The sequence below is a fragment of the Falsiroseomonas sp. HW251 genome (genome assembly GCF_050563545.1).
Taxonomy (GTDB): Bacteria; Pseudomonadota; Alphaproteobacteria; order Acetobacterales; family Acetobacteraceae; genus Falsiroseomonas.
Map to the genome: position 1 here is coordinate 115,297 of NZ_JBNXUM010000009.1, position 22,211 is coordinate 137,507.

General features: G+C 73.6%; 21 protein-coding genes. 13 read left to right on the forward strand and 8 right to left on the reverse strand.

Annotation, left to right across the window (positions count from 1 at the left end; all coding sequences use genetic code 11):
* Positions 1-59: 59 nt before the first annotated feature.
* The 3 genes from ACLF3M_RS12935 to ACLF3M_RS12945 are packed head-to-tail and all read left to right on the forward strand — an operon-like array spanning position 60 to position 3,236.
* Positions 60-2,111 carry a DUF4139 domain-containing protein gene (locus ACLF3M_RS12935; protein ID WP_430657345.1) on the forward strand — a complete coding sequence of 684 codons (2,052 nt, stop codon included), beginning with the start codon at positions 60-62 and terminating at the stop codon, positions 2,109-2,111.
* A gap of 10 nt (positions 2,112-2,121) precedes the next feature.
* A complete protein-coding gene (locus ACLF3M_RS12940) occupies positions 2,122-2,418 on the forward strand; it encodes a hypothetical protein (RefSeq protein ID WP_430657346.1) in 297 nt (98 codons plus the stop codon).
* Positions 2,415-3,236 carry a DUF2272 domain-containing protein gene (locus ACLF3M_RS12945; protein WP_430657347.1) on the forward strand — a complete coding sequence of 274 codons (822 nt, stop codon included), beginning with the start codon at positions 2,415-2,417 and terminating at the stop codon, positions 3,234-3,236. Before ACLF3M_RS12940 ends, ACLF3M_RS12945 begins: the two co-directional genes overlap by 4 nt.
* Positions 3,237-3,243: 7 nt before the next feature.
* On the opposite strand, the gene ACLF3M_RS12950 is transcribed toward ACLF3M_RS12945, so the two are convergent.
* The 4 genes from ACLF3M_RS12950 to ACLF3M_RS12965 form a co-directional block, all read right to left on the reverse strand.
* Complete coding sequence (locus ACLF3M_RS12950) at positions 3,244-4,038, reverse strand: M15 family metallopeptidase (RefSeq protein WP_430657348.1); 795 nt, start codon at positions 4,036-4,038, stop codon at positions 3,244-3,246.
* Between the two features lie 4 nt (positions 4,039-4,042).
* Entirely contained in the window at positions 4,043-4,612 is a 570-nt protein-coding gene (locus ACLF3M_RS12955) for a hypothetical protein (protein WP_430657349.1), read from the reverse strand.
* A 64-nt stretch (positions 4,613-4,676) separates the two neighbouring features.
* Positions 4,677-6,275: a cisplatin damage response ATP-dependent DNA ligase gene (locus ACLF3M_RS12960; RefSeq protein ID WP_430657450.1), complete on the reverse strand. Its 1,599-nt coding sequence runs from the start codon at positions 6,273-6,275 to the stop codon at positions 4,677-4,679.
* Positions 6,276-6,277: 2 nt separating this feature from the next.
* Complete coding sequence (locus ACLF3M_RS12965) at positions 6,278-7,309, reverse strand: ligase-associated DNA damage response exonuclease (RefSeq protein ID WP_430657350.1); 1,032 nt, start codon at positions 7,307-7,309, stop codon at positions 6,278-6,280.
* A 170-nt stretch (positions 7,310-7,479) separates the two neighbouring features.
* Here ACLF3M_RS12965 and ACLF3M_RS12970 point away from each other — a divergent pair, with 170 nt between their 5' ends.
* The 7 genes from ACLF3M_RS12970 (at position 7,480) to ACLF3M_RS13000 (ending at position 15,733) form a co-directional block, all read left to right on the forward strand.
* Entirely contained in the window at positions 7,480-8,439 is a 960-nt protein-coding gene (locus ACLF3M_RS12970) for a beta-1,6-N-acetylglucosaminyltransferase (RefSeq protein WP_430657351.1), read from the forward strand.
* Positions 8,440-8,537: 98 nt separating this feature from the next.
* Entirely contained in the window at positions 8,538-9,209 is a 672-nt protein-coding gene (locus ACLF3M_RS12975) for a sulfotransferase family 2 domain-containing protein (protein ID WP_430657352.1), read from the forward strand.
* A gap of 46 nt (positions 9,210-9,255) precedes the next feature.
* On the forward strand, positions 9,256-10,173 hold the full coding sequence (locus ACLF3M_RS12980; RefSeq protein WP_430657353.1) for a beta-1,6-N-acetylglucosaminyltransferase: 918 nt from the start codon (positions 9,256-9,258) through the stop codon (positions 10,171-10,173).
* Between the two features lie 47 nt (positions 10,174-10,220).
* On the forward strand, positions 10,221-12,770 hold the full coding sequence (locus ACLF3M_RS12985) for a ligase-associated DNA damage response DEXH box helicase (RefSeq protein ID WP_430657354.1): 2,550 nt from the start codon (positions 10,221-10,223) through the stop codon (positions 12,768-12,770).
* A complete protein-coding gene (pdeM, locus tag ACLF3M_RS12990; RefSeq protein WP_430657355.1) occupies positions 12,767-13,516 on the forward strand; it encodes a ligase-associated DNA damage response endonuclease PdeM in 750 nt (249 codons plus the stop codon). Before ACLF3M_RS12985 ends, pdeM begins: the two co-directional genes overlap by 4 nt.
* A 49-nt stretch (positions 13,517-13,565) precedes the next feature.
* Positions 13,566-15,005: a cryptochrome/photolyase family protein gene (locus tag ACLF3M_RS12995; protein WP_430657356.1), complete on the forward strand. Its 1,440-nt coding sequence runs from the start codon at positions 13,566-13,568 to the stop codon at positions 15,003-15,005.
* Positions 15,002-15,733, forward strand: coding sequence for a metallophosphoesterase (locus ACLF3M_RS13000; protein WP_430657357.1), 732 nt, complete (start codon positions 15,002-15,004; stop codon positions 15,731-15,733). Before ACLF3M_RS12995 ends, ACLF3M_RS13000 begins: the two co-directional genes overlap by 4 nt.
* Before the next feature lie 6 nt (positions 15,734-15,739).
* Here the strand turns inward: ACLF3M_RS13000 and ACLF3M_RS13005 are convergent, their stop codons facing one another.
* From ACLF3M_RS13005 to ACLF3M_RS13020, 4 genes are all read right to left on the reverse strand, one after another.
* Positions 15,740-16,228 carry a hypothetical protein gene (locus ACLF3M_RS13005; RefSeq protein ID WP_430657358.1) on the reverse strand — a complete coding sequence of 163 codons (489 nt, stop codon included), beginning with the start codon at positions 16,226-16,228 and terminating at the stop codon, positions 15,740-15,742.
* 37 nt (positions 16,229-16,265) lie between these two features.
* Complete coding sequence (locus ACLF3M_RS13010) at positions 16,266-17,825, reverse strand: cryptochrome/photolyase family protein (protein ID WP_430657359.1); 1,560 nt, start codon at positions 17,823-17,825, stop codon at positions 16,266-16,268.
* A gap of 82 nt (positions 17,826-17,907) precedes the next feature.
* A complete protein-coding gene (locus ACLF3M_RS13015) occupies positions 17,908-18,519 on the reverse strand; it encodes a DUF6134 family protein (RefSeq protein WP_430657360.1) in 612 nt (203 codons plus the stop codon).
* 1 nt (position 18,520) lies between these two features.
* A complete protein-coding gene (locus ACLF3M_RS13020; protein WP_430657361.1) occupies positions 18,521-19,240 on the reverse strand; it encodes an SDR family NAD(P)-dependent oxidoreductase in 720 nt (239 codons plus the stop codon).
* A gap of 99 nt (positions 19,241-19,339) precedes the next feature.
* Between ACLF3M_RS13020 and ACLF3M_RS13025 the strand changes: the two genes are divergently transcribed.
* The 3 genes from ACLF3M_RS13025 to ACLF3M_RS13035 all read left to right on the forward strand — a co-directional run bounded on the left by ACLF3M_RS13025 (position 19,340) and on the right by ACLF3M_RS13035 (position 22,062).
* Positions 19,340-19,894, forward strand: coding sequence for a SixA phosphatase family protein (locus ACLF3M_RS13025; RefSeq protein WP_430657362.1), 555 nt, complete (start codon positions 19,340-19,342; stop codon positions 19,892-19,894).
* A 35-nt stretch (positions 19,895-19,929) separates the two neighbouring features.
* On the forward strand, positions 19,930-21,396 hold the full coding sequence (locus tag ACLF3M_RS13030) for a CHAD domain-containing protein (protein WP_430657363.1): 1,467 nt from the start codon (positions 19,930-19,932) through the stop codon (positions 21,394-21,396).
* Between the two features lie 171 nt (positions 21,397-21,567).
* Positions 21,568-22,062: a thermonuclease family protein gene (locus ACLF3M_RS13035; protein WP_430657364.1), complete on the forward strand. Its 495-nt coding sequence runs from the start codon at positions 21,568-21,570 to the stop codon at positions 22,060-22,062.
* The last annotated feature ends 149 nt before the right edge of the window (positions 22,063-22,211 follow it).

Sequence of the window (22,211 nt, forward strand, 5' to 3'; positions counted from 1 at the left end):
GTGGTGGTCAATCGGCACGCGGCGTTGCTAGCCTCCCCTCTCAACCGGGAGTGATCGCCATGCGCCTGCGCCACCTCCTTCCCCTGCTCTGCGTCGCCCTGCCCGCGGCGGCGCAGGACCTGCCGGTGCGCGCCGTCACGCTGTCCAACGCCGGCCTCGCGCAGGTCGAGCGCGCCGGCACCCTCGCGCCCGACGCCGCCATCGCCTTCCGCGTCCCGGTCGAGGATGTGGACGACGTGCTGAAGTCGCTCCTCGTCCGCGATCCCCTCGGCACGGTGCAGGGCGTCCGCCTGCCCGCGCGCGACCTGGCCGCCGAGGCCTTTCGCGGCCTGCCGCTGCGGCCCGACGATTTCGCGAACCGCCTGTCCCTGCTGCGCGGCCTGCGCGGGCAGTCCGTCGCGGCGGGCGGCGTGACCGGCCGCCTGGTGGACGCCGACGAGGCCATGGTCAACGACGCGCCGAGGCTGCGCCTGACGCTGGTCACGGCCGAGGGCCTGCGCGGCATCACGCTGCAGGAAGCCGACACGGTCCGCCTGACCGATCCCGAACTCGCCGCGCGCGTCCAGCGCGCCGCGGAGGCGCTGGCCGCCGCCGCCAGCGCCGACACCCGCGGCGTGGAGATCCGGCTGTCCGGCGCGGCCGCGCCGCGCGACGTCTCGGTCGCCTATGTCGCCGCGGCGCCGCTGTGGAAGCCGTCCTGGCGCCTGGTCGTGCCCGCCGGCGCCGGCGAGGCACGGCTGCAGGGCTGGGCGGTGGTGGAGAACCGCACCGGCGCGGACTGGGACGGCGTGCGGCTATCGCTGGTCTCCGGCAACCCGGCGGCCTTCGCGCAGTCGCTCTATTCGCCGATCCGGGTGCAGCGGCCGACCCTGCCGGTGCGCGTGGCGGAGAACGTGCAGGTCCGCCCCGACACGGGCGCCGTGCCGCCGCCCCCGCCGGCGCCGGCGCCGGCCTTCGGCCCGGCAGCGCGCGGCGGTGTCGCATTGGCCGCGCCGGCTCCCGCCCCGGCCACGCAGGCCGCCGAGATGGCGGACCGCGCGCCGGACACCGTCGCCGCCCTGCCCGCCGCGCTCTCCGCCTCCGCCGCCGGGCGCGTCGCCTTCACCCTGCCCTCGCCGGTGACCGTGCGTGGCGGCGAGACCGCGAACCTGCCCTTCCTCGACGCGACGCTGCCGGCGGAGCGGCTGTGGTGGGTGCAGGACCTGACTGCGCGCAACCCGCTCTCGGCCGTCAGGCTGCGCAACACCACGGGCCACACCCTCCCCGACGGGCTGGCGACGGTCTACGGCGCGGCGGGCGCGGAGGCCGGGCAGTTCCTCGGCGACGCCGAGGTCCGGGCCGTGGCGCCGGAGGAGACGCGCCTGATCGCCTTCGCCCGCGACCGCGACGTGCGGCTGAGCAGCGCATCCAGCGCCGCCGAGCGCCCGGTCGGGATCGAAACCCGCCGCGGCGTCGTCGCCGTGCGCGTGCTACGGCGGGAGGAAAGCGCGCTCGCCCTCGATCCCCGCGCGGCGGCCGACCAGGGCCGCGGTGCGCGGGTGGTGGTGGACCTGCCGCGTCGCGCCAATTTCGCGCCGCGCTTCGATGTCGCGGCCGAGGGCGATTTCGGCCTCCGGACCGAGACGGTGCTGGCCGGCGGCGAGGCCACTCTGCGCTTCGCCTGGGAGAGGGAGCTGCGCAACGAGCTCGCGGTCTGGGATGCCGGCCTCGGCGATCCGCTGCTGCTGCGCTGGCGCGAATTCGACGTCGAGCAGAGCCTGCGCCGCCTGCCCGGCGGACCCGGCACGCTCGAGAACCTCCGCATCGTGCTGGACCGCCTGTCCGCCGACGCGCCAGGGCGAGAGAAGCTGGCCACGGTCGTGGAGCGCCTGGCGGCGCTGCGCGGCTGGCTCGATGCCGCGCGGAACGCGATCCGCCAGGCCAAGATCGCCGACGGCGCACTGCAGCGCGCCCGCGCCGCGGCCGAGGACCGCACCGGCGCCGAGCGCGAGGAAGCCCGCCGCCGCCTGACCGCGGCGAGCATCGTGGCCGAGCAGATGGCGGCGACCGCCGACACGGCCTGGGACGCCTGGGCCCGCGGCGTGCAGCAATTGCTGGCGGGGATGGAGTGACCGGGGGGTGATGGCCTATCGCCTGCTGCAGGCCGTCGCGTTCCTTTCCGTCGGCTGCGTCGGGCTGGTCCTCCTCGCCTCCCTCGCCGGCACGATGGCGGATGGCGATCCCGGGCTCCCCGGGCTGGCGGCATGGGCGTTCGTCCTCCTTGCCGGCATCTTGGTGCTGCGCCAGGCGGCGTCGCTGCGCGACGATGGCAGGCCCGGCGCTGCCTCGACGCTGCTCTGCCTCGTCGCCGTGCCGGGCCTGCTGGGCATCTCGGCCTTCGTGGCGCTCGGCCTGCTCTTCACGGCCGGCACGCAGTGACGCGACGTCACCCCGTGCATCCCGCCTTGCTCGCGCTGCTGCTCGCCCTCGCGGCCTGCGCCACCGCCCCGCCGCGCGCGCCCGAGGAGCCGCCGCCCGCCAACCCCCTGGCCCGAGCGGCCTGGGAGGAATGGACGGCCTGGGGACGCCTCACCGTGGACGGCTTCACCGACGCAAGCCCCGCCGACACCGCCGCGACGCCCGAGCGCTTCGACCGCCTGGTCGGCTACTGGGACGCGCTGCCCGGCGGCTGGCCCGTCGCGGCGCGCCACCGGCAATTGCGCCAGGTGATGCAGCCCGGTGCGGTCTACACCATGGCGCCGCGCTACGAGGACATCGACTACTACGGCAGCCCTGCCTGGTCGGCCGCCTTCATCTCCGCCGTCGCACGGCGGGCGGGGATCCCGGAGGGCGACCTGCCTTCCGCCTCGCGGCATGCGCGCTACGTGGACGCGGCACTGCTGCGCTGGCGCGCCGCGCCCGAGGCCGCGACCTTCCAGCCGCATGCGCCGGAGGATCATGCGCCCGCCGTCGGCGACCTGCTCTGTGCGGATCGCGCGCCGTCGCCACTGGTGCATTGGACGCAGCGCTACGCCTCGATCAACCGGCCGCGGCCGCTCCATTGCGACGTGGTGGTCGCCACGGCGCCGGGAAGGGTGGACGTCATCGGCGGCAACGTCATGGCCATGGTCACGCGCCGCCGCCTGCCTGCCGACGCGCAAGGCCGCGTGCTGCCGGCGCCGGACGGTTATCCCCCAGTCTTCCTGGTGCTCGCCGCGCGCGACGTGACGCCCGTCGCGCCCCCCACGGCGCCGTAGCGGAAGGCTAGCCGATCAGCTCCGGGCGGTACTCGAAATGCATGGTGTCGTAGTGCCACCACTTGCCGCCCCAGATGAAGCGCTCGGCCTCGAACGCCTCGACGATCTCCCCGGGGATCCGGTTGCGGTGCGCCATGGCGCCGCGCGGGCGTGACCACGCCCAGTAGTCCGAGCCCCGCGTGCCGATGTCGATCGCGGCGCCGGAGGCATGCATGCTCGGCAGCCCGGTATCCGCGACGTCGCGGCAGTTGAAGGTCCCGGCCGAGGGCACGAGGAAGGCCTTCGCCGCGTCCGGCAGCGCCTCTAGCGCCTCGATGACGCGGGCCAGGCGCAGATGGACGTCGTTGACCGTCGTGACGGAGATGGCCTGCGGGCGCGTGCGCGGCATCCAGGTGATCCGCGTCAGGGGCGGCGCGGTGCGCGGGTCCCGGCAGTCGCCGTAGAGCTTTCGGAAGAAGCTGGCGTGGCGGATGCGCCCGGGGCTGTGGTCGGGGGGCGGCGTCTCGCGCAGCGGCCCGGGCGCGTAGTCCTGACGGAGCTGGTCCGCGATGGTGGCGTCGCGCAGCATGGCCTCGAAGGGCCGCGCGGGCAGGCCTGCGCCGCTCGGCATGCGCGTCCCGTCCGCCCAGACCAGCTCGCCGCCTTCCATGCCGCGGAGATGCGCGGGATAGGCCGCGACCAGGCGGGCGAGGCGGGCGGCGTCTTCGTCGCGCGGCGCGGCAGCGGATGCGCGGATCGCCGGGGCCGCGCAGCCCGCCAGGGCCGGCAGCGCGGCGGCGATCAGCGCGCGGCGCGACGCCAAGGCCTCAGCCCGCCATCCGCCGCCTGACCAGCAGCACGCCGGCCGCGACCACCGCCAGGGTCAGCACCACGGCCACGACCAGCAGCATGTTCGCATCCACCCAGGCGATCGCGGGCACGGCCAGCGCCAGGATCACGCCGGTCGCGCAGACCGGCGCCGACCAGGCATGCACGCCGGCGACGAAGGTGCCCATCGCCAGCAGCGTCAGCAGCGCGAGCCCGACCGCGTTGTCGTTCATCACGCCGCGCGCTTCCGGCGTCAGCAGCATGTACATCGCGACCAGGAAGGCCGCCCAGTGCAGCAGCTGCGTCACCACCAGCCGCGTGCGCAGCCGCGACGCCGTGGCATAGGCCCAGCCTTCCCAGATGCAGGCGACGCAATAGGCCGGCACCAGCGCCAGCCATATCCAGACCACGGCGCTGCGGGTGCCGATGGCGGGCGGGCCGGCAAGGCTGGTGACCCCGATGCCGACCAGTGCCGCGACGACCATCGCCAGGTGCACCAGCGACAGCCCGATCCAGCGCCGCGATCCCGGCGCCGCCGGCGGTGCGGCCTGCTGCATCGTCTCGCCCATCCCGGCCTCCTCGCGACTGTTGTGGCCAAGGCTAGGCCGGGGCGCCGCCCGCCGGAAGGGCGCGCTAGGCGGCCTCGACGCCGACGATCATCCTTTCCAGCGTGTCGAGCCTGTCAGCCTCCTCCGCCGGCTTGTCGCGGCGGATGCGCGCGATGCGCGGGAAGCGCAGCGCGACGCCGGATTTGTGCCGCGTGCTGCGCTGCGCCGCGTCGAACTCGACCTCCAGCACCAGGCGCTTCTCGACCTCCCGCACCGGGCCGAAGCGCTGCGTCGTGTTGTTCCGAATCCAGCGGTCCAGCCAGAGCAATTCCTGGTCGGTGTAGCCGGAATAGGCCTTGCCGATCGGCACCAGCTCCTCGCCCCCCTGCCCGTCCGGCCGCCACAGGCCGAAGGTGTAGTCGGAGTAGTAGGAGCTGCGCTTGCCGTGGCCGCGCTGCGCGTACATCAGCACGGCATCCACGCTGAGCGGCGCGCGCTTCCACTTCCACCACAACCCCTTCACCCGCCCCGCGACATAGGGCGCGTCGGCGCGCTTGATCATCAGCCCTTCGATCGCGGCGTCCCGCGCGCCGGTGCGGATCGCCGCGAGTTCCTCCATCGAGCCGAAGGAGAGCATCGCCGACAGGTCCATCCGCGCGGGCTGCACGCGCGCGAACCACGCTTCCAGCCGCGCCCGCCGCGCATCGAAGGGCAGCGCGCGGAAGTCCTCACCCGCCTCGAACAGGATGTCGTAGAGCCTGACCGCCACGGGGTACCGCGCCATCATCCCCGGCGTGACGAGCTTGCGGTTCAGCCGCTGCTGCAGATCGGCGAAGGGGGCGACGGCACCGTCGCGCATCACCAGCAACTCGCCATCCAGCACGGCGTCGAAATCCATGGCTTCCACGATCTCGGGGAAGGCGGCCGAGATGTCCTCCGCGCCCCGCGACCACACGCGCCGCCCGCCGGACGTCGCGGCGAGCTGGACGCGGATGCCGTCCCATTTCCACTCCGCGCGATGCGTCTCCGCGGCGATCGCCGGGTAGTCCGGCTCCTCCAGCGGATGGGCCAGCATCAGCGGGCGGAAGACCGGCGCGTCGCGCGGATCCGGCCGCGGGCCATGCCCTTCCAGCCAGGCGAAGAGCGGGCGGTAGGGCGCCTCCACCCCATGCCAGACCTCCTCCACCGCATCCACCTCGACGCCGGCCCACTCCGCCAGCGCCGTCTTCGCCAGCCGCGCGGAGACGCCGACCCGCAGCCCCCCCGTGACCAGCTTGATCAGCGCGAAGCGCCCGTTCGCATCGAGCGTATCCAGCCAGCCCGCAATCATTCCGGGCAGCTCGACCTTGGGCGTGACCTCCATCGCCTCCACCACCTCCGCCAGGCCAGGCGGCGGCGCGTTCACCCCCTCCCGCACCGGCCAGATCAGCGCGACGGTCTCCGCGAAGTCGCCGACATAGTCGTGGCTGAGCGCGAGCAGCGTGGGATCCGTCCGCTCCGACACGAGGTCGCGCACCAGGGCGGGCTTCGCCGCGCGCAGCGACAGCTCGCCGGTCAGCGCGGCGAGGCCCACCCCGCGGTCGGGATCGGGCTGCGCCGCGAACCACTGGCGCAGCAGCGCGAGCTTGGCGTTGCGGCCGGGGGTGAAGACGAGCCGCTCGAGCAGCTCCGCAAAGGCCGGCAGGCTCACTCGCCCGCCTCCTCGGCCGGTGGCGCTTCGGCCTCGTCTTCCTCCCCGCGCCCGATCAGGTGCAGCGCTCGCCCGCGAATGCCGCGCAGGCCCAGCGCATGGATCAGCGCATCCTCCCGCCCATGCGTCACCCAGATCTCCGGCGCCTGGACCTGATCGGCCGTCAGCAGCAGCTCGTCCCAATCCGCGTGGTCCGAGACGATCAGCGGCAGTTCCACCCCCTTCGCCTTGGCGCGCTGCCGCACCCGCATCCAGCCCGAGGCCGCGCAGACCACGGGCTCGGCGAGCCGCCGCACCCAGGGCGTGGCCTCGGCGCCCGAGGGCGCCAGCACGATCTCCCCCGCCAGCTGCGGCGCACCGCGCTTCACCACCGCCGGCACCGGCCGCAGTTCGCCGAGCGGGACGCCGAGCTCCTCATAAAGGCCGCACAGGGTCGTCAGCCCGCCATGCAGCCAGACCGGCCGGTCCCAGCCGGCCTGGCGCAGCAGCGCGATCAGCCGCTGGCACTTGCCCAGCGCATAGACGCCGACGAGGTGCGCGCGCTCCGGGAACAGCCGCACGCTCTCCAGAAGGCGGGCGACCTCGCGCTCCGCCGGCGGGTGGTGGAAGACCGGCAGGCCGAAGGTTGCCTCGGTGACGAAGGCGTCGCAGGGCACGGGCTCGAAGGCCGCGCAGGTCGGGTCCGCCCGCCGCTTGTAGTCGCCGGAGACCACGACCCGGCTGCCCTGCCAGTCCAGCACCACCTGAGCCGAGCCCAGCACATGCCCCGCCGGGACCAGCCGGATGCCGACCCCGTTCACCGTCAGGCTCTCGCCCGGCCGCAGCGCCTGCTGGACGCGGCCCGCGCGCTCCACCCCCATCCGGGCGCGCATGATCGTCAGCGTCTCCGGCGTGGCCAGCACGGCGTCGTGGTCGGGCCGGGCGTGGTCGGAATGGCCGTGCGTGATCACCGCGCGCCCGACAGGCCGCGGCGGATCAACGAAGAAGTCACCCGGGACGCAGTACAGCCCCTTCGGGGTCGCCTGCATCCAGCTGTCGGGAGATCGGATGGCACACCTCCTGCCGCCACCGCGCCTGGCCGCCGGCCTTACGGCCTCGCCATGGTTTCATGTCGTGCCGGCGCGGGTTTGCACAACGCGGCGAAGCCGCCTAAAGAAACCGCAAGTGGTTGCGACCAGCTCGACGGGCCTCCCGTAAGATGACCTCGGACGATACTGCGGAGCCCAGGATCGCAGTCCTGGTCATAGCGCACGCCAACCCCGCCAGCTTCGCGAATCTGGTCCGCGCCCTGAGTCATCCCCGCATCCAGGTCGTTGCCCATGTGGATGTGCGCGTGGACCAGCGGGCGTTCCAGACCGACGCGACGTCCGACGTGGTCTTCGTCACGGACCGCATCGCCAATTTCTGGGCGGACTGGTCGCAGATCGAGGTCGCGCTGCGCCTGATGCGCACCGCCCGCTCGATCGGGCGCTTCGCGTCCCATGCGCTGATCTCCGGCGACACGCTGCCCCTCGTCACCACGGACGCGCTGGTCCGGACCTTGGCGGCGACGCCCACCATGACGATGCTGCAGCGGATCGGGCCGGACACGCCCTACCACAAGCGCGTCAGCGGCATCTTCCTGCCGCGCACCAACTACGGCCGCGTGCGCGACGGCGTGCACTTCCTCGACCGCTGCATCCTGCCGGAGGAATTCGACGACTACCTCGCCGCGATGCGCACGGCGAAGGCCAAGCGCGAGTTCACCTTCACGGTCTGGCGGGGACGGCAATGGATCGCGCTGTCCGACCGACACGTCACCGAGATCGAGGACCTGATGGACCGCGACCCGGCCTTCGTGGACATCTTCCGCTATTCGCTGATCCCCGACGCGCTCTTCTTCCAGACCGCGCTCAAGCTCGTGGCGCCGAAGGTGCCGCCCCGGCCCGGCTTCATGGGCTGGGACTGGCCGACCGGCCCGAGCCCGAAGACACTCACCGACCCTGCCGAGCTCGACACGATCTTGAGCACCCGCGCGCTGTTCTTCCGGAAATTCTCCGATTCGGGCCCCGCCCTGGCCGAGGCCGTGCTCGCCGGGCGGCGCGATCTCGAGGCCGCGCGGGCCGAGGGCTGGCCGGTGCCGCCGGCGAAGGCGCGGGCCGCCCCCGCGCATGCGTGATGCCGCCGCGCCGACCGTTGCTTGAAGGGCCGAGCATGCCACGTCGCTGCGCGCCGCCGCGCGGCGCGGCTGCGCCGCGGCCGAGAACCGGGTGACCCATGGCCGCCATCAGCCACCGCCTCCGCGTCGTCTACCTGCCGGTCCCGAAGAATGCCTGCACCAGCATCAAGAGCATGCTCTTCGAGGTCGAGAGCGGCCGCAGCGTGTCCTCGCTCCGCAACCGCGAGGGCAAGCCCGTGCATGTGCACGCCGTCTATCCCTCCATGCCCGACGGCGGCGTGATCCCGGACGGCATCTTCGACTACGACGTGGTCGCGGTGCTGCGCGACCCCGTGAAGCGCTTCGTCAGCGGCTACCGCAACCGCATCCAGCAGATCCGGGACATCGAACGCGCGGTCGCGCGCGACCCGCGCATCGCGGCGGCCGTGGAAGCCAAGGGCCTCGTGACGGTGCCCGACATCGACAGCTTCGCCGAGAGGCTGGCGGACTACATGGACGCCGTGCCCGTGGTGAAGCACCATTTCCTGTCGCAGATGGCCTATGTCGGGAAGGCGGTGGGACGCCTGTCGCTCGTCGTCGGAATGGACGGGCTGCACCGCATCGCCGTCCTGCTGGCCGAGCGGGCCGGCCAGGACGTCCGGATGCCGCACAAGCAGATCAGCCGCGTCGCGGGCGAGGTCGCCCCCTGCCCCGCCACGGTCGACCGCCTGCGCGCCTTCTATGCGGAGGATTATGCGCTGCTGGACCGTTTCGGCATTGCCGCGGGCTGATCCGCGCGACGCAACGCGTTGGCCGGGCGGCGCGCCGGCGCTGGCCGTGCTCGTCATCGCCCACGCCAATCCGGGCGTGTTCCGCCGCCTCGCGGAGGCGCTGCGCCATCCCGCCATCCGGCTCTTCGTGCATCTCGACGCGCGCGTGGACGAGCAGCCCTTCCGCGGCCCGGGCCAGGACCACGTCACCTTCCTCACCGACCGCCAGGCGAACCACTGGGCGTCCTTCACCCAGGTGGAGGTGGCGCTGCGCCTGTTCCGCGCCGCGCGCGCGGCCGGGCTCTTCCGTTCCTTCGCGCTGATCTCGGGCGACTCGCTGCCGCTGGTCGCGAACGAGGTGCTGCTCGCCGCGCTCGGCGCGACGCCGACGGTGATGCAGCGCAGCCTCCTGCAGCCCGGGCACCGCTTCTTCCGCCGCCTGCGCGACGTCTACATCCCGCACACGACCATCGGCCTGCTGCGCGGCCACCAGACCTTCCTGGACCGGACGCTGGAGGATCAGGACGTGGAGGAGGCGATCCGCGCCATCCGCACCCGCCCGCTGAAGCAGGCCTTCCCCTATCCCTTCTACAAGGGAAGCCAGTGGATGGCGCTGTCGGACGCCGATCTCGGCGCGATCCTCGGCTTCCTCGACGCCCATCCCGACTACGTCGAGGTCTTCCGCTACTCCCTCATGCCCGACGAGCATTTCTTCCAGACCGCGCAGATGCACCTGCAGCCCGGCTTCAGGGGGCCCGACGGCATCATGGGCGCGGACTGGTCGCGCCAGCCCCTGCCCTTTGTCTTCACAGACCCCGCCGAGCTGCCCAGGGTCACGCAGAGCGGCTGGCTGTTCTATCGCAAGTTCAGCGACGCCGGCCTGGCGATGGTGGACGCCGTGCTCGCCGCCCGGCGGGACGCGGCGGCGGTGCGGGACAGCGGCGCCGGCATCGCGCGGGAACTGCTCGAGCGGGCCGTGAAGTAGCGCGGGCGCCATTGCGCCGGGGCCGGCAGGCTTTATCTTCCGCCCCGGTGGGAACATTGCCGGAACTCTTCGCGGAATGGTTCGCCGGGCGCGGCTGGGCGCCGCGGCCGCACCAGCTCGCCCTGCTCGACGCCGCCGGCGCGGGCGACAGCGCGCTGCTGGTGGCGCCGACCGGCGGCGGCAAGACGCTGGCGGGCTTCCTGCCGAGCCTAGTGGACCTGCACTGGGCACCGCGGGAGGGGCTGCACACGATCTACGTCTCGCCGCTGAAGGCGCTGGCGGTGGACATCGCGCGCAACCTGACAGCGCCGGTCGAGGAGATGGGGCTGCCCATCCGCATCGAGACCCGCACCGGCGACACGCCCGCCAACCGCCGAGCCCGGCAGAAGGCGGCGCCGCCGCAACTACTGCTGACCACGCCGGAATCGCTCGCCCTGCTGCTGACGCTGGACGAAGCGCCAGCGATGTTCGGCGGCCTGTCGGCGATCGTCGTGGACGAGATCCACGCGATCGCCGGCACCAAGCGGGGCGACCAATTGGCGCTCGGCATGGCGCGGCTGTCGAGGCTCGCGCCCGCGGCGCGGCGCGTGGGATTGTCGGCCACCGTCGCGCATCCCGACGACCTCCGCGCGTATCTCTCGCCGACCGCGCGGCCCGGCGACGTGCGGCTCGTGCTCGGGGCCGGCGGCGCCGAGCCCGTGATCGACCTCCAGCTCCCCGACGGCCGCCTGCCCTGGGGAGGCGAGATGGGGCTCGCCTCGATGCCGGAGGTCTATCGGCGCATCCGCGAGGCCGGCGTGACCATCGTCTTCGTCAACACCCGCGCCCAGGCCGAGCTCTGCTTCCAGGCGCTGTGGAAGCTGAACGACGACAACCTCCCCATCGGCCTGCACCACGGCAGCCTGACCGTCGAGCAGCGCCGCAAGGTGGAGGCCGCGATGGCCGCGGGCAGGCTGCGCGCTGTGGTCGCGACGGCCTCGCTCGATCTCGGCATCGACTGGGGGGCGGTGGACCAGGTCGTGCAGGTCGGCGCGCCCAAGGGCATCGCGCGGCTGCTGCAGCGCATCGGCCGCGCCAACCACCGCATGGACGAGCCGTCCCGCGCCGTGCTCGTTCCCGCCAACCGGTTCGAGGTCGTGGAATGTCTCGCCGCCCGCCAGGCGATCGCGGCGCATGAGCTGGATGGCGACCCGCCGCGGCCCGGCGGGCTCGACGTGCTCTGCCAGCACATCCTGGCCTGCGCCGTCGCTGGGCCGTTCTTCCCGGACGAGCTGTTTGAGGAGGTCACGAAGGCCCAGCCCTACGCCACGCTGACGCGGCGCGACTTCGACGACGCGCTTCGCTTCGTGGAAGACGGCGGCTACGCCCTTCGCACCTATGACCGCTTCCGCCGCCTGTTCCGCGACGCCGAGGGGCGCGTGCATGTCCGCTCCAACGCCGTCGCGCGGCAGCTCCGGATGAACCTCGGCACCATCGTGGACCTGCCGATGCTGAAGGTCAGGCTGCGCGGCGGGCCGGTGCTGGGCGAGGTCGAGGAATGGTTCGTCGCCTCCCTCGTCCCCGGAGACGCCTTCATCTTCGCGGGACAGCTGCTGCGCTTCGAAGGGCTCGACGGCCTGATTGCGCTGGCCACCCGCGCCTCGGGCCAGGTGCCGCGCGTGCCGGTCTATGGCGGCAGCCGCATGCCGCTCTCGACCTCGCTCGCCGCCCGCGTGCGCGCCGTGATTGCCGACCCCGGGGCGTGGAAGCACCTGCCGCCGCCGGTGCAGGAATGGCTGCGCCTGCAGCGCCACGCCTCCGCCCTGCCGCCCGGCGACGGGCTGCTGGTCGAGACCTTCCCGCGCGGCGAGAAGTGGTTCCTCGTGGCCTATGGCTTCGAAGGCAAGCTCGCGCACCAGACGCTCGGGATGCTCGTCACCAAGCGCATGGAGCGCCTCGGCATGGCGCCGCTCGGCTATCTCGCCACCGACTACGTCCTGGCCTGCTGGTCGGCCTTCGAGCCCACCGGCGTCGAGCGGCTCTTCGAGCAGGACATCCTGGGCGAGGAGCTCGAGGAATGGATGGCGGAAAGCTCGATGCTCCGCCGCAGCTTCCGCAACATCGCGATCGTCGCGGGTCTCATCGAGAAGAACCACCCGGACCAGGAAAAGTCCCGCCGCAGCATGACCATGTCCGCCGACCTGATCTACGACGTGCTGCGCAAGCACGAACCCGACCACATCCTGCTGCGCGCCACGCGGCAGGAAGCCGCGGCCGGCCTGACCGACGTCGCGCGCATCGGGCTGATGCTGGACCGCGCGCAGCGCGGCGGGATCGTCCATCGCGCGCTCGACCGCGTCTCGCCGCTCGCCGTGCCATCGCTGATCGAGAAGGGCCGGGAATGGGTCGCCGGCGGCGCCGAGAACGCGCTGCTCGCCGAGGCCGCCGCGATGGTGGACGAGGCCACCGACGGCGCCGAGCGCTTCGGGGAGCTGCTGGCGGAGTTCACCGACGCCATCCCCGCCCGCGGCGACCGCGACCGCCCGCGGCGCCCGCGCCAGGCGCCGCACCGGCCGCGCTTCGGCATGCGGCTGAACCGCCGGGCCGACGCGTCGTGACCGCGCCGGCGCCCCTGCATATCGGCGGCGAGCGGCTGATGCTCGACCCCTGCGGCGTCGTCGCCTGGCCCGCGCAGAAGCTGGTCGCGGTCGCGGACCTGCACCTCGAGAAGGGCAGCGCGCTCGCGTCGCGCGGCCGCATGGTCCCGCCCTACGACACGAAGGAGACGCTGGAGCGGCTGTCCCGGGCGCTGCGCCGCTGGAACCCCGCGCGCCTGGTGCTGCTCGGCGACAGCTTCCACGACGCCGCGGGCTGTTCGCGCCTGGCCGCGCCGGATCACGCCGCGCTGCTCACGCTGCTGGCGGGGGTCGAGGTGACCTGGGTCCTCGGGAACCACGACCCCGTGCCGCCCGCCGGCCTGCCCGGCGCGGCGGTCGAGGAGATCCGCCTGGCGCCCTTCACCTTCCGCCACATCGGCAGACCCGGCGCAGTCGCGGAACTCTCCGGGCATTTCCATCCCAAGGCCACGGCGCCGACCCGCGGCGTCGGCGTCACGCGGCCCTGCTTCCTGTCGGACGGGCGCAAGCTGCTGCTGCCGGCCTTCGGTGCCTATACCGGCGGGCTCGACGTCGCCGATCCCGCCATCGCCGCGCTGTTTCCCCGCGGCGGCCGCGCCTTCCTGCTGGGGACCGAGCGGCTCTACAGCTTCCCCACGGGCCCGCTGCGCGGCCGCGGCGCGGTCGTGGCCGAGGAACCGGCCCGCCCGCAACTCACGGCCTTCGGCGATGAGGGCCGCGCCCGCTGACCACGCTGGCTCGGCTCGCCTATCGCCCCGGGCTTCCTACATAGGGGGAATGACCGCCCCCGCTCTGATCTGGTTCCGTCACGACCTCCGCCTGGCCGACCACCCCGCGCTGACCGCCGCCATCGCCGCCGGCGCCGTCCTGCCGGCCTTCGTGCTCGACGACGAGGCCGCCGGCGCGCATCGCCTTGGCGGCGCCTCGCGCTGGTGGCTGAAGGGGAGCCTGGCCAGCCTCTCCGCCGACCTTGCCGCCCGGGGCGCGACGCTGCTGCTCGCCCGGGGCCGCGCCGAGACGATCATCCCCGCGCTCGCCGCCGCCGTCGGCGCGAAGGACGTCCATGCCGGCCGCGCCATGGAGCCCTGGGCGCGCGAGCAGTCCCGCCGCGTGCACGAGGCGCTGACGGCGTCCGGCCGCGCGCTCCACCTGTACACCACCGTCGTCCTGCGGGAGCCGCACGGCTTCGGCTCCGGCAGCGGCAAGCCCTATGCCGTCTACACCCCGTTTGCCAAAGCGATGCTCGCCGCTGGCGAGCCCGGCGATCCCCTGCCCGCGCCGGCCGCCATCCCCGCGGTGGCGCCGCCGGCCGGGGGCGAGACGCTGGACAGCTTCGGCCTTTATCCCGTCCGCGGCGAACCCGACTGGGCCGCCGGGTTCGGCGCGAGCTGGCAGCCCGGCGAGGCCGGGGCCGCCGCCCGCCTGGCCCGCTTCGTGGCCGGCCCGCTCGGCGCCTATGCCGATGCCCGCAACATACCGGGGATCGAGGGATCCTCCGGCCTCTCGCCGCATCTGCGCTTCGGCGAGGTCTCGCCCCGCCAGGTCTGGCACGCCGCCCGCGCGGCGGCGAAGGGGGCCGGCATGGAGACCTGGCTGAAGGAGATCCTCTGGCGCGAATTCTCCTATCACCTGCTCTGGCACCGGCCGGAGATGCCGGACCGCAACCTGCGACCGGAGTTCGATGCCTTTCCCTGGTCGCCCGACCCCGCGCTGCTGCGGGCCTGGCAGCGCGGCGAGACGGGCTATCCGATCGTGGATGCCGGCATGCGCCAGCTCTGGCGGACGGGCTGGATGCACAACCGCGTGCGCATGGTCGCGGGCAGCCTGCTTGTGAAGCACCTGCTGCAGCCCTGGCGCGACGGCGCGGCCTGGTTCCACGACACGCTGGTGGATGCCGACCTCGCCTCCAACAGCGCGTCCTGGCAGTGGGTGGCGGGCTGCGGGACCGACGCCGCGCCCTATTTCCGCGTCTTCAACCCCGTGCTGCAGGGCGAGAAGTTCGATCCCGACGGCGCCTATGTCCGGCGCTGGGTGCCGGAGCTCGCAAAGCTCCCCAAGGCCTTCCTCCACAAGCCCTGGGAGGCGCCGCCCGATGTGCTGGCGGCGAGCGGCGTCACGCTCGGCCGCGACTATCCGCGCCCCGTGGTCGGTCCGGCCGAGGGCCGCGCCCGCGCCCTGGCGGCCTTCGCCGCGCTGAAACGGCCAGCGGCGGCGTGAGCGAGCATCCGTCCAACCTCTGGCGTGGCTTCGCGGGGCTCCGCGTCGTCGCCGATGTCCATGGCGAGGCCGAGCAGTTCATCGCGGCGATCGAGGGCGCGCTGGCCGAGGACATGTTCATCCTCCAGCTCGGCGACCTCACGGACCACGGGCCGGACAGCCCCGAGGTGCTGCGGCGGATGTTCACGCTGATCGACGAGGGGCGGGGCCTCTTCCTGCTCGGCAACCACGACCACAAGCTGCGCCGCGCGCTGACCGGGATGCAGCTCCGCATCCAGCCCGAGGGCCTCGGCCGCACGCTCGAGCAGCTCGAGGAGGCGCCGGACGGGCCGGCGCTGAAGGCCCGCGCGATCGAGGAGATCGCCCGCGCCCCGGCCTGGATCCGCGACGGCGGGCGCGTCTTCGTCCATGGCGGCTTCCATCCCGGCATGCTGCATGCCTCGCCGCCGCCGGACGCCGGCGCTGGCAAGGCGACGGGCCTGGTCACGCGGGCGATCTACGGCCAGGTCACGGGGCGCATGCGCAGCGACGGCTTTCCCGACCGCGTGCATGACTGGGTGGACCGCATCCCGCGCGACATGCTGGTGGTCTGCGGGCATGACCGCCGCTCCACCGACGGCCGCCCCTATGTCGCGGAGGGGCTTCTGGGCGGCCGCTGCGTGTTCCTGGACTGCGGCGCCGGCAAGGGTGGCCATCTCGCCTGGGTGGACCTGCCGAGCTGGGCCTGATCCTCCCTATCCCTCGCCGAACACCAGCCGCACCCTCTCGTTCAGCCCCAGCGGATCCCATAGCCCCGCCGGGTCCGACGACACGCCGCGTCGCGCCAGCGCGCGCCGCACGCGGCCCTGCTGCTCCGCGTTCAGCTCCGCCCAGAACCGCGTGAGCCATGGATAGTCCCGGATCAGCGCCGCCCGCCGCCGCGCGGGATCGGCGGCGGCCGGCGCCTGCGCCGCCACCGCAGGTGCCGGCGCCACCACTGCCGGCGCCGGCTCGACATCCACGGTCGGCACGTTCATCGGCTCGGTGAGCGGCTCGGCCTCCGCGGCCTTGGGCGGGCCGGGATCGGGCGGCGGTGCGGGCGCGGGCGGGGGCGGGGGCGGGGGCGCGCCGAAGACGCGGTCCAGCACATCGACCCGCCGCATCGCCGCGTCGATCTCGCCGATGGTCGAACAGCCCATGAGCGCGGGCAGCAGCAGCAACGGAAGGAAGGCGAGACGAGCCATGCCCCGCCAACGCATCGCGCCGACGCGGGATGCGCCCTCAGACCAGCCGCGCCTGGCCCGCCGGCGCCTCGCCGCGATCGAGCCCGTCGAGGAAGGCCTTCGCCGCCGCCCGCATCGCGTGCAGCTTCTTCGGATCCATCCTCGACAGCGTGCGCAGCGGCATCGCCATGCGCGGGTTGCGCGACAGCCGCTCCGCGTGGCGCGCGATGAAATCCCAGTAGAGATAGTTGAACGGACAGGCACGCGCGCCCGTGGATTGCCTCACCTCGAAGGCACAGCCTCGGCAATGGTCCGACATGCGGTTGATGTAGGCGCCGCTCGCGGCATAGGGCTTGGACGCCATCACCCCGCCATCGGCGAAGAGCGCCATGCCATGCGTGTTCGGCAGTTCCACCCATTCATAGGCGTCGGCATAGACGACGAGGTACCACTCGTTCACCGCGCGCGGATCGAGGCCGGCCAGCAGCGCGAAGTTCCCCGTCACCATCAGCCGCTGGATGTGATGCGCATAGGCGAGATCCCGCGTCTGCGCGATCGCGGCGCGCAGGCACGCCATCTCCGTCTCGCCGGACCAGTAGAACCAGGGCAGCGGACGCGTCGCCTCCAGCGCATTGGTGTCGCGATAGGCGGGCATGCGCAGCCAGTAGAGCCCGCGCACGTATTCCCGCCAGCCCAGGATCTGGCGGATGAAGCCCTCCGCAGCATTGAGCGGCGCGTCGCCGCGGCGATACGCGGCCTCCGCCGCGTCGCAGGCCGCGCGGGGGTCGAGGATGCCGACATTCAGCGCCGCGGCGATCAGGGCGTGGAACAGCGTCGCCTCGCCTTCCGCCATCGCATCCTGGAAGCGGCCGAAATCGGGTAGGCGATGCTCGATGAAGTCCTCCAGCGCGTCCTGCGCCTGCTCCGGCGTCACCGGCCAGGCGAAGCCGTCGAGCGTGCCGAAATGGCCGGCGAATTCGCGCGCGACCAGGGCCATGACGTCCTTCGTGATCGCGTCGGGCGGAAAGCGCCGCGGCGCGGGCGGGCGGATGTCGCGCGGCAGCGCCTGGCGGTTGTCGTGGTCGAAGTTCCACTGTCCGCCCGTGGGCTCGTCCGGGGCTTCCATCAGGATGCCGGTCTCGCGCCGCATCTCGCGGTAGAAGAACTCCATGCGGAGCTGCCTGCGCGTGCCGGCCCAGGCGCGGAAGCGGTCGAGCGTGCAGAGGAAGCGCGTGTCGTCGCGGATCTCGACGGGCAGGCCGGTCGCGTCCTGCCACGCCTTGATGTCCTGCAGCACGCGCCATTCGCCGGGATGCGTGGCCACGATGCGCGTCGCCTTCACCTGCTTCGCGACGCGCGCGACCTCGCCCGCGAGCGTCTGCGTGTTGGCGGGATCGTCGAGCCGCGAATAGGCGACCGTCACTCCGCGCGCGCGCAGCCTTTCCGCGAAGTGGCGCATCGCCGAGAGCACCAGCACGATCTTCTGCTGGTGATGCCGGACATAGGTGCATTCCGCGCGCACCTCCGCCATCAGCACGACGTCGCCAGGGGCGATGTCGCTGAGGGAGGACAAGGTGTCGCTGCACTGGTCGCCCAGGACGACCCGAAGTGTCGTCACGCGAGCAACCTATCCCGCGCCGTACATGCCCTCTCCTCCCACAGGGGGGAGAGGGCCGGAACGACTTGCCGGTCTCTGCACCTCAGCTCCGCTCGTAGGTTACGCTCGACCCGTCCTCGCCCGTCGTCGCGAAGAAGGTCCAGTTGCCGCGCGCGTCATAGGCAACCTCCGCGCCCTCGCCGCCGATCACCCTGATGCGCTGGCCTCCGGCCTGCGGCATCCGCTCCAGCCGCGGCTGGACCGCGCGGCCTTCCCGCACGTCGAAGAGCGGCACGTTCGCGCTCAGCAGCGTCGCCGCGCGCCACCAGGTCAGCGGCGCGGCGTTCGGCGGCAGCAACGCCTCACCCGCCGTGCCGCGCAGCCGCAGCCCGTTCAACTCGCCGACCGCCGAGCAGAACCCCGGCGTGCCGTTGCGGTCCGCCCGGCTTTCCAGCGCGACCAGGCGCTCGCCCCGCCAGGCTTCCTCGGTGTCCTGCGTGAAGCGGAACACCGTGAAGCCGGCCAGTGTCACGCGGATGCGCATCTCCGTCCGCGCGCGCAGCAGGTCGCCCTCGTCGCGGAATCGCACGCCATGCGTGCCGACCTGCGAGCCGCCCCGCATGATGCGGAAATTGATGTCGGCGGGCGCCGCCATCGCGCCGCGTCCGGCGAAAGGCAGCAGCGCCGTACCAAGGACCAGCCGACGTCCGATCATCTCATCCCTTCCCGGCGAGCGTCCCGCGCCCGCCATCCACGCCGATCACCTGGCCGGTGATCCAACCCGACGCCGGGGAGAGCAGGAAGTCCGCCAGCGCCGCCGCGTCGTCCGCCTCGCCCAACCGGGCCAGCGGATGCTGCCGCGCGATGGCCTCGGCCATCTGCGGGCTGCGCGTCAAGGGCTCGGCGATGCGCGTCCGCGTCAGGCTCGGCGCGATCGCGTTGACACGGATGGAAGGCGCGAGTTCCGCGGCGAGAGACAGCGCGAGCCCTTCCACCGCCGCCTTGGCCGCGCCGATCGCGGCGTGGTTCGGAAATCCCTTCCGCGCCGCCACGGAGGAGAACAGCACGATGCTTCCCTTCCCCGCCGCCAGCGCCTGCAGCGCCGCCTGCACCGCCATCGCCGGCGCCAGCGCGTTCAGTCGGTAGGCGTCGAGGAACTCCGCCTCGCTCAGCCGCGGCGCCGGCTTCAGCAGGATGGATCCCACGCAGAAGGCGAGCCCCGCCAGCACCGGCCCGGCCTCCGCCACCGCCGCCTTCAGCGCCGCCGTATCCAGCACGTCAGCCGCCCGCCACGGCGCGCGAAGCTCCTCCGCCAGCGCCGCCAGCCGGCCGGCGTCGCGCGCCACGAGGAAGGGCTCCTCGCCGCGTGCGGCCAGGCGCCGCGCGAGCGCGCCGCCGATCCCGCCCGTCGCCCCGATCACCACGATCCGCGCCATCTCCAATCCTCTGCGGCCGAGCACGCAGATGGCCCGGCTTGCAAAACCGGGAAGATGGGCGAGGCAGACAGCAGGCGCCCGGCGTGCTTAGGATGCCGCATGCGCCAGTTGCTGCTGCTGCGGCATGCGAAATCCTCCTGGGACGACCCGCGCCTCGCCGACCACGCCAGGCCGCTGAACGCGCGGGGGCGGCGCAACGCCGCGGCGATGGCCGACGCCATGCGCGAGCTCGGTCTCGCTCCCGATGTCGTCCTCGTCTCCTCCGCCCGTCGCACCCTGCAGACGCTCGAGGCGCTGCTGCCGATCGAGGGTTCCCCGCTGATCGAGCCGATGGACGCGCTCTACCTGGCCCCCTGGCCCTCCCTGCTCGACGTGCTGCGCGACATCAGGGAGACCGCTCGCAGCGTGCTGCTGATCGGCCACAACCCCGGCCTGCACGAACTGGCGCTGGCGCTGGCCGGCCCCGCCGCCATGGCGGGCGGCGGCCCGGTCGCCGGGCGCCTCGCCCATTCCTATCCCACCGCCGCCCTGACGGAGTTCAGCGTCGCGCTGCCCTGGCGCGCGCTGGAGCCCGGCGGCGGCCGCCTGCTGCGCTTCCTGGTCCCCGCCGACCTGCCCGCCGGCGAGGCCGATGCGGCGGAGGCGACGGCCTGAGCGACGACCCCCACCCGGCGCCTGGCACGGCTGGGTTGCTGGAGCTCGAGGCCGCCCTGCCCCCCGCCGCCGCCGACGCGCTGCTGCGGAGCGCGCCCTTCGCCGACCGCCGGGAAGGCCGGTCGCGCCGCGGCGCCGCGGTCGGCCTGACCTGGCTCGATACCGCGGACGGCGCGCTCGCCGCCCGGGGCCTCGCGCTCGAACAGCCGCGTCGCGGCCCGCGCCGCCTGCTGCGCACCCACCCCGAGCCCGGCCGGCCCTGGTGCCCGGGCACGCCCGCCGCATGCCTTGCCACCCTCGGCGCCCATGACGTGCCGGAAGCCGCCGGCGAGGCGCCGCTGCTGCCGCTGGCGGGCTTCGCGGGCAGCCTGACCCGCCTGGCGCTCGGCGACGGCGTGGAGGCCACGCTGCTGCGCGGCAAGCTCCGCGCCGTTACGCGGGAATCGCCGGCCGCCCGGCTGACCCTGCGCGGCCCGCCCGGGGCCGTGCTGGCGACGATCGAGGCGCTGGCGGAGACCGCGCCGCTGCTGCCGCCCCGGATGGCGCTGCCCGAGGAGGCGCGCGCCCTGGCGCGCGACGAGGCCGCTGTCCCTCGCCGGCAGGGCCCGCCGCATCTCGATCCCGGTCTCGACGTGGAGCAGGCGCTGCTGCTGGCGATCGGGCACCTGACGGAGGTGATGCTCTGGCAGGCCCCCATCGCCCATGCCGGGGCGCGTACCGAGGGCGTGCACCAGATGCGCGTCGCGATCCGCCGGCTGCGATCCGTTCTGCGCGTCTTCCGCCCGGCCTGCGACGGCGACGCGCTGCGCGCGCTGGACGCCGCCGCGAAGGGGGTCGCCGATGCGCTGGGGCCGGCGCGGGACTGGGATGTCTTCCTCGGCGGCCTCGGCGCCGAGACCGCCGCCGCGCTGCCGGAGGAACCCCGGCTGCTGGCCCTGCTGCGCGCCGCCCGCCGCCGGCGCGAGTCCGCCTATGCCGCGCTGCGCCCGGTGCTGGACGGCCCGCTGCTCCGCCGGGTCGCCTGGCAGGCGGCCGCGCTGGGCGAGGCCCGGCCCTGGCGCGACGGCGAGGAGGACGCCGCCGCCCTGCGTGCCGCGCCGCTGCCCGACTTCGCCGCCGGCGTGCTCGACAAGCGCTGGAAACGGGTCACCGGCCATGGCGTGGCGATCGCCGGCCTGCCCGACGAGGAGTTCCACCAGCTCCGCATCGAGGCCAAGCGCCTCCGCTACGCCGCCGAGCTTTTCGCGCCGCTCTGGCCGCGCCGGCGGACCAAGCGGTTCCTGAAGCGGCTGGGCGCGGTGCAGGACGCCTTCGGCCTGGCGAACGATGCGGTGGTGGCGCGCGCGCTGATGGCGACGCTGGCCGACGGGCAGCCCGCCCTGGCCTGGGCCGGCGGCCTGGCTGAGGGCTGGTCGCTTGCTCGCGCGCGCCGGGCGCGCCGCAAGGCCGCCTCGGCCTGGGAAGAGCTGATTGCCGAGGGAATCTTCTGGAATCAAGGTTGAAGAGGTGTTCTTTCACCTAAAGCATAAGTTGAAGAAGGGGTTGCGCGCTCGCGCCTTCGTGGGGTAATCGTCGGCCCTCATCCAGGGCTTTGCCGGTCCCTTACCTTGCAGCCTCCTCGCCGTATCTTCCGACCTGCCCCGTCGCAGCGCCGCTGGCGGACTTCCCTGCTCGTGCTGGCCGCGACGGCCCTCGTCATCCTCGTCAGCGGCATCGGCCTGCCGCCCGACCTGTTCGGTTCCGCCCCGCGGGAACAGGACTGGTCCGCGCTCGCTGCCGAGGTGCGCATTGTGGACGGCGACACCATCCGTCTCGGCGACCGCACCGTCCGCCTGGCCAGGGTGGACGCGCCGGAACGCGGCCAGGGCTGCTCCGACGCCGCGGGGCGATGGTTCGATTGCGGCGCCGCCGCGGCCGAGGCGTTGTCCCGCCTGGTCAACGGCCGCAGCGTTGTCTGCATCGTCGCCGGCCGCGACCGCTTCGGGCGGGGCCTCGGCCAATGCAGCGCCGGCGGCGTGGATCTCAATGCCGGCATGATCGGCGCGGGATGGGCGCTGGCCGAGGACGACACGGCCATGGCCGCGCTGGAGGTCGAGGCCCGGCGCGGCGCGCGCGGCCTATGGGCCGGCGGCTTCACGAGGCCGGAGGAGTGGCGCCGCCGGAACTGATCGGCGCCGCGACGCTTTCACAGCCGTCCTTCATTTTTCCGAAGCCGCCGCCCCGCCACGTTGCCAATCCCGCGGGGTGCGACCTATCTTGCACCGCACCATAACGACGCCGCGAGCATCGGCGCCTTGGCGCTTGAGGAAGCACAGCG